This is a genomic window from Kangiella sp., from assembly GCF_048265365.1.
GTDB lineage: Bacteria > Pseudomonadota > Gammaproteobacteria > Enterobacterales > Kangiellaceae > Kangiella.
Genome location: NZ_JBLXBT010000024.1, coordinates 1 through 6,253 on the forward strand (window position 1 = coordinate 1; position 6,253 = coordinate 6,253).

Below are 6,253 nucleotides of genomic sequence, written 5' to 3' on the forward strand. Positions count from 1 at the left end.
CAGCTCGGGCATCGCCCGCGCTTCACCGTCGAATTCCTTGTCGACCCCGGCCATGATCTTCAACAGGGTGGACTTGCCCGAGCCGTTGAGGCCGAGCACGCCGATCTTGGCGCCGGGGAAGAAGGACAGCGAAATGTTCTTGAGGATTTCACGCTTCGGCGGTACGACTTTGCCGAGTCGATGCATGGTGTAGACGTAAGAGCCTGTTTTTCCTGCTTTGTCACTTTTGGACATGGTTTTACTCGCCTTTAATCCTGTGTTTTCAATGCTTTATGGTAGCGACAAGCGATTAAATTCTGGAAAGCAAAACGTTAGGTTTTGCGTTGACCATATCTTGTTCCTGACTATACTTAAAAAAGTTATGTTTTATGAGGGGGCAATATGGGTTTCCAGGTCATAGAGCAGGTGGTGAATGGTGCTCGTAGAAAGCTGCTGGTGCAAGACTACATCCCGGTTTACTACCCCAACCTCTACATGACCATGGAGCACTCGGGCAGAGCCCTCGAAACAACCAAGAAGTACCTTGAGCATCTGGCTGTGTTAGAGGAGTTTTTGGCCTTTTCCTCCATTGATTTGATTTCTCACCTCGAACAGCGCCCTCACAGCCGGTACTTGACAGACAGTGAGCTTTCCAGGTTTGTGTCGGACGCGGGGTTTAGTAAGGAAACCTTGGCCATGAAGTATGCGGGGATGCGTTTGCATCCGACTGCCTACAAATCCGTTGGCAAAGTCCATGCGCAGCAGCGAATCGAGGCGGTACGCGACTATCTGGCCTTCCTTTATGACAAGTTGGGTGATCACTCAACACGATATGAGGCGATTGACGACCTGAAGGGGCGCATCAAACGCAAGATCAAAGCGGCCCGCCCTTCGTGGAAAGAAACGCGAATCGACGAAATGAAAGGGCTTACCAGCCAGGAGCGAACTCGATTGCTGGAAATCATGCATCCGGATAGCGCCGAGAACCCCTTTTCAGATGAAGCCATCAGGCTGCGTAACTACATCATTTTGCTGCTGGGTCTCGACATGGGGCTGCGACGCTCCGAGATGCTGCTGATCAAGACCAGCGATATTCGCTGGCACAGTCGTCAACTAGCTGTGGTCAACCTGGAGGATGAGAGCCTCGATCCACGAACGATGGCCCCGCAATTCAAAACCAACGAGCGCATGCTGGTGATGACCGATGACCTGTATGACGCAATCACTGAGTACGAATCGAAGTATCGCCACAGAAAACCCCGTAGCGGCACATCGCAAGCGAGAAAGCATCCGTTTTTGCTGGTGGCGCACAAGCGAAATGAGGGTGGCCCTCTGACCATCAAAGCAATCGATGGCGTTCTATCCAGGGTCCGAGAAATAGCACCGGAACTGGCTCATGTGCACCCGCATATTCTGAGGCATGACGCGGTCTACACGATGCTGGAAAGCATGCGTGAGGAACTGGCAGCGCTCACGCCGGAGGATCGCACCACGCAGGTTCAAAAAACCCTCACATGGATGTTCGGCTGGAGTCCCGGATCGGACATGCCTGGCCTCTACGGCGCGAAATTCTGGAAAGAAGTGGCGGACAAAGCGATACAGAAGCGGGCCGAGCGGTTTAAGGCCATGCGTCAAAAGGCCGAGACACAAGGCGGTTCAAAGTGAAAATCTCCGTCGAAGCACTTCAGGCACCCACGAAGGACAGCCTCGATGCATGGCTGAACACGCCTCGCCTGGCGAAATGTGGGGAGGTGTTCACACCGGCCGAACCGATGTGGAAACCAGACAGATCGGCTGGTAATTCACTTAACTGGGAAGCGGCTATTGCGTGCGTCTCACCGGAATGGAAACCCTGGTTGCACGCCGTCCTGGCGTACCGCATGGCCGATCAGGAAGCCGGCTCGGTTAATCTGGTCGCCAGCGTGTTGTCGCGGGCTGCTCAGGCCGGGATTGACCCGCTAAACGAGGGTCAACTGATAGATCTGCGAGAGCGCTTTAATGTTGTTGAGTTTTCTAGCATTGCTACGTTCATGGCGTTTTGGCACGACTGTGAATCACTCGAACAGCGCCCGCCGCAATCCCTGATCAATGCTTACAAGGAACTGCCCAGGAAAAAGAAATCCAGCACAGATGTGATCCTCAGCCTGGACCCCGAACGCGGCCCGCTCACGCAGGTGGAACAGGACGCGCTGTATCAATGGATACATGAGCAGTTTTGTCACGGGAAGTTAAATTTTGAGCAATATCTTTACCTGCGCCTGTTGATAATTTACGGGCAGCGTGGCGTTCAGATGCGAATGCTGGTTTTTGGTGATTTCACGAAGAGCAATCAGGGCTGCAAGATCAGGTTTCATTGGGCAAAGCAAAAAGACGACGAAGCGGGTTGGCGAGTAAAGTCCGAAATATTCAGTCTGGATGAGGACCTCTACAACACCGTGCATGCCTACAAGGCAATGGTACTGGCGCAACTCTGGCAAACGTATCCAGACGGTACCGATTGGAATGCAGCCATTGAGAATGTGCCCCTATTTCGTAAGAAGCTAGAACATGATGAAGCAGGAGTTCAGGAGCGGCTGACCCCCCCTGTTTTGCTCAACAGCCCCCTTCAAAAGAGCCTCGAAGACGCGCCGCACCCGATTTTTCATGCCGGATCAAGCACGATCAAAGGTTGGCTTGCGTGCATTGAGCGGATGCAGGGCTTTCCGATTTCGCCTCGCACCCATCAGCCGCTGAAAGTGACGCGGGGGCACAGGTTCAGGCACACACTCGGCACTGACCTTTCCAATGCGGGGCATGATGAGTGGACGATGGCTCGTGCATTGATGCACACAAATACTATGACAGTGCGAAAGTACCGCGCCGTTTCGCCGGAGTTGCTGGCGTTGATCGACGCGAAGATGAGCGACCATCTGGCCTTGGTTGTGAATGCGTTCACCGGAATCATCGTTACGGATCGCACCTCAGCGAAAAACGGGGATCGAGCGGATCGACAAATCGAGGATTTGGCTGTATGCGGTGCCACGGCCGCCTGCCATCTCGATGCACCGTACACCTGTTACGCATGCGGAAAATTCCAACCTCTTCTACACGCAGATCACCACGCGGTCCTTGAGCGATTAGAGCGTCGCCGGGAGCAAACCATTGCCACGGATAAAACGACCGGTGTGCTCTGGGATCGGGCAATTCTGGCTTGCCGCAAGGTGATACTGGATTGTGAAGTCATGCTCCGATCGGAAAGGAAAGGTGAATGACCGACGCGTTTTATTCTGTACCGACGAACAACATTGTCGATTATAAACCCAGGGACCAACTGGCCGCGGAGGCTCAGCTCGCGGCGTTTATCGAATGGGCAAAACAGACCCTGCCCAAAGGCATTCCCAATCAAGTGCACTCGAGCATTTGCTGGGAAGACGGCAGTTGGCACCAACACGGCTTCTATGCTTGTAGCTTCAGGGCGCTCGGATCGACCAACGTTGCCCCAAAGGCGATGCAGATACCCTTCACGGACTTTGCCAAAGCCATACTGGTGTACCGAAGGGTGTATTCGCAGAAAAAGGTGATGACAATCTGGCTGAGAGCCTTGGCCGGGATGGGAGCCGCCCTGTTCGAGTTGACCGGCACGCAGGATGTGACGCGGGTGTCCGCCGCTATCTGTAACAAGGCGTGCGAGGACATGGACCGTCGCTGGACAAAAGGCAACACCGCATACCAGCACGGCAAGGCACTTGAGGCCATCATCACCCTTATGCGGGCCAAAAAATTGCTCAAGTCAGACTTCCAGTGGACTACTCACCTGACGCTCAGGCCGCGTGGCACGCTCAAGCAGCAAAAAGCGGATCGGGAACAGAAGCTGCCCAACCCTGACGCGATCAGAGTCCTCGGGGAAGTGTTCTCAAACGAACTGACGAACCCCCTCGATATCGTTGTGACGTCCGCCTGTGCGCTGTTACTGAGTGCTCCGAGTCGCGTGGGTGAATTGGCGGATGTTGAATTGGATTGCCGGGTATTCAAAGAGGATACCCAGGGCAATCGGCGCATGTTCCTGCGCTGGTACGCGGAAAAGATAAACCAGGTGATGCTGAAGCCCGTCGTTAGGCCTGAGATGGAGCCGGTCGTCGAGCGGGTCATCACGTTACTGAGACCGATCACCGACGAGGCGCGGACTTACGCCGCCTGGCTGGAAGACCATCCCGATGAGTTTCCACTCCATGAAGGGCTGCCACCCAGAGGGCTTGATGAACCGCTCACGTACGCCGAAGCCTGTGCCGCGCTAAAACTCACCGTTTCTAACGTCTGCGGCTCGCGAAGCGTATTCAATGCCAATTTCCTCAAACCCTTGGAGAAGCGAAAGGCGCTTAGCCCCGGGGCCCGAGCCCTCTTAGCCGAGATCCGTGGCGGGTGGGATATGGTAGGGAAGCGCATATTTGATAAGGACAAGCCAGGAATCCAGGGTTTTGCGTATGACGACCGGTGTGTGCTCACGCTGCGCAAGCTCAATGTGCTGTTGCGTGAAAAGTATCTTCCAAAGGATTTTCCATACACCACGCCGTACACGGAGGGCAAAGCTCGTGTGAGGTACCGTTATGCGTTGTTCACCGTGCGCACGGGAGCACTAACTGACGACTCAGCTCGCGTTGTGATACACGGGTTTGGCGTGGAGATCGCGGCGAATGCTATCCGATTGACTACGCAACTAGGCGGTACTAACAACCGGAGAAAGAAAAGCCTGTTCGAGCGCTATGGCTACCCCGGTCTCAAGGTCAACACGCATGCGTTTCGGCACGAATTAAACACGCGGATGCACGAGGCCGGTCTGTCGCAGCTCCTGATTGACGCCTTCTCCGGGCGCACGTCGATGGGGTCTGTCTACAACCATGAAACCATCGAGGACCGCACCCAAGGTGTTGCGGCTTACCACCCCAAAACGAAGCACAGCACCGCTGCTCACCGGCTGGACAAGGTCATAACCAATCAGCCTCTGCATCTTGCTGATGTGAGGGAACTGCGCGAGGGTGAGCAGGATCGCATTATCCATCAAACCCACCTTGGCGTTTGTGTTCACAACTTTCCATCCGAACCCTGCCCGAAAATGGGTGCCTGTTTGGACTGCGGGCGGCTCGGTTGCATCAAAGGGGATGACGTGAAGCTGGGCAACCTCATGGAAGAACGCGACGACCTTAAACGCCGCCTAGATAAAGCCATGGATGCGCAGTCTCGTGGTGTGTTTGGGGCGTCGGAGTCGGCCAAAAAATTGGGTGAGAAACTCTTTAAGTGCGAGGCGCTCATCCAAATGCTGGAAAACCCGGAACTCGAAAAAGGTGCCATTGTGTGGAACGCCGATAACGGTTGGACGCTGGCCAAGAACGCCGCCGCAATGTCGGGGCTGATCGAAGTCAAATTCATTGAAGATAACCAGACGCAAGAGGCGTTGCCATCGTTGGATGACGTCTTGGCTTTGCTGGATGAGATCGAGGATTAACGATGGGGCATTTAACGCCAAAGGATGAGAAACGCATCATTAAGCTGATTGAGGAATGGTCAGGGCCGAAGCTGACCTGGCCATTGCTTGTTGATGCCTGCAAAGAAAAACTGGGTATTAGTCGTGCTCGCCAGTCCCTGATGAATCTACCTGCCGTGGATTTAGCAATGAAGAATGCCAAGGCGGGATTGAAGGCTCAGAAGCTGAAGCCGGGCTGGATTAGCGATATTCAGGCAGCCAACGAGCGCATTGAGAAACTGACAGAGAATAATCAGAAACTGTCAGCTGCTGTTCGAGATATGTATCGCCGGTTTTTGATTTGGCAAGCCAATGCGGATATGCACGGGCTAACGCAATCGATGTTGGAGCGGCCGGTTTCACAACTTCGAAAGAAGAGCTGATCCGGTGCTCAAAACACATACCTGGAAAAGACTCATGGCAGCAACGTCCTGAAATCCGAGCACTCGGACCATGCTCCGCGCTAAGCTCTGGAGGGGTACGAGTTGATGACACGTCCATATTGCAAGCCACAATCGGGGATGCGAGTGCCAGTGGAGCAAAAGTCGTAGATCACATTCTCAATCATGGCTACCGTCGCCAGCGATTTGATTTCCATGCTCACACCTGAATAATTTTCTCGTGAATGAAGCGGTCTGTTGCCGCTGGCCATTAATGACCGATTTTGACCGCTTTGAGCCTTTCGGATTAGGCAGGAATCGGCCCAGAGTGTGTAAAAACACTTTCTTATCTTGCGTGCTTCAGCCCATTGCTCCTGGGCGTGGCGATTTCCCGATT

At 54.1% G+C, this 6,253-nt stretch carries 5 protein-coding genes and 1 pseudogene; 4 read left to right on the top strand and 2 right to left on the bottom strand.

The window, feature by feature from the left end:
• Positions 1–186, bottom strand: a 186-nt coding sequence (locus tag ACN0VI_RS15405) for an ATP-binding cassette domain-containing protein (protein ID WP_417447421.1), incomplete at its 3' end; no start/stop codon positions are given.
• Positions 187–381: 195 nt separating this feature from the next.
• On the opposite strand from ACN0VI_RS15405, the gene ACN0VI_RS15410 reads away from it, so the two are divergent.
• The 4 genes from ACN0VI_RS15410 to ACN0VI_RS15425 are packed head-to-tail and all read left to right on the top strand — an operon-like array spanning position 382 to position 5,859.
• Positions 382–1,644, top strand: coding sequence for a site-specific integrase (locus tag ACN0VI_RS15410; RefSeq protein WP_073301114.1), 1,263 nt, complete (start codon positions 382–384; stop codon positions 1,642–1,644).
• A complete protein-coding gene (locus ACN0VI_RS15415) occupies positions 1,641–3,230 on the top strand; it encodes a site-specific integrase (RefSeq protein WP_073301115.1) in 1,590 nt (529 codons plus the stop codon). The genes ACN0VI_RS15410 and ACN0VI_RS15415 overlap by 4 nt, the downstream gene beginning before the upstream one ends.
• Positions 3,227–5,458 carry a hypothetical protein gene (locus ACN0VI_RS15420; protein WP_073301116.1) on the top strand — a complete coding sequence of 744 codons (2,232 nt, stop codon included), beginning with the start codon at positions 3,227–3,229 and terminating at the stop codon, positions 5,456–5,458. Before ACN0VI_RS15415 ends, ACN0VI_RS15420 begins: the two co-directional genes overlap by 4 nt.
• 2 nt (positions 5,459–5,460) lie before the next feature.
• Positions 5,461–5,859 carry a hypothetical protein gene (locus ACN0VI_RS15425; protein ID WP_073301117.1) on the top strand — a complete coding sequence of 133 codons (399 nt, stop codon included), beginning with the start codon at positions 5,461–5,463 and terminating at the stop codon, positions 5,857–5,859.
• An 80-nt stretch (positions 5,860–5,939) separates the two neighbouring features.
• Here ACN0VI_RS15425 and ACN0VI_RS15430 read toward each other — a convergent pair.
• Positions 5,940–6,253, bottom strand: a pseudogene (locus tag ACN0VI_RS15430) (hypothetical protein); the annotation flags it as partial.